Annotated in this window: 1 protein-coding gene and 1 pseudogene; both read right to left on the reverse strand. The window is 42.2% G+C overall.

Annotation, left to right across the window (positions count from 1 at the left end):
* Positions 1-183 (reverse strand): hypothetical protein (locus tag R0J92_RS21465; RefSeq protein ID WP_411053124.1); only part of this gene is annotated, 183 nt, incomplete at its 3' end.
* Between the two features lie 157 nt (positions 184-340).
* Positions 341-978, reverse strand: a pseudogene (locus R0J92_RS21470) (hypothetical protein); the annotation flags it as partial.

The raw sequence follows: 978 nt of genomic DNA on the forward strand, positions 1-978 counted from the left end.
TTGCAGGCGATTAATAAGAATTTTGGCATCCTCACTTTCCAGATAGCGAATTCCCGAAAATTTAAAATATCGCAGCCTTAACTGCACTGCATGATAGTGGATAGATCCGCGATTGATTTTAAGCTGATTCGCAAGCCAATTCGCTCCAATGTATTTTTCAGTTTTTGAGCGTGCTTTGTGCATGATCCACCATTCCTTTTAATCCAGATTTAGGCAATGAGAACAAAGATTCTCCAAAATACCATCCCCACAAGGGAAAGCGGGGGATGAAACAGGGACTTAGAATCCCCTACTCTTTGATTTTTCCTAGCGATCGCAAATCAACGTTTTCATAAGCTGATCAGGATATTGGGTAATATTTTCCCCACTTGCCAATACTCGGATCATAGCTCCATGCTTTTCCATCTGGATCGCGTTCTTGCGACCACTGCTTAAATTTTTCTTCCCCTTTCTTCCACTGCTTTTTAATTGCCGTGGAAGAAACTCCTCCTAATCGCTTTCCAAGGGCTGCTCCAGTTAGTGAATTAGGATCGTCCTTGACGCTTTTCCCAGAACTGTTATCTGTTGATTTGCACTCGTCATTTTTAGCCTCGTCCTTTTTAGTAACGGGGAAATTGTCATCATCTGGCAAAGGGCAAGATAACCCTTGTAGATAATCAAGTTTAGTCAGTGCTGAGTTCTCCAATCCCCAAGTCCGATCAGCTAGGTTAGCTTGGTTGTTTTCTAAGGCTTTAATCCTAGCCTCTAAATCTTCTATCCGTTGATTGTCAGTGCTTTGATGCTGAGTGTCATGACATTGCTCGTCAATACCTGATTTCTTGTCAATGCTTTTGTCATTACCTCCATCAAGATAGGCTTGCATAAAATCCTTAATAAGAGCGGAAGCGGTTGTCCCGTTTGCTTTAGCTTTAGCTGAGAAAGCATCTTTTAGAGAGCGCGGGCAACGGAAGCTGAAAGTCATTCTATCTTGTGTCATCT

Origin of the sequence: Tritonibacter sp. SIMBA_163, from assembly GCF_046535935.1 — a bacterium.
In the GTDB taxonomy this organism is placed as follows: domain Bacteria; phylum Pseudomonadota; class Alphaproteobacteria; order Rhodobacterales; family Rhodobacteraceae; genus Epibacterium; species Epibacterium scottomollicae.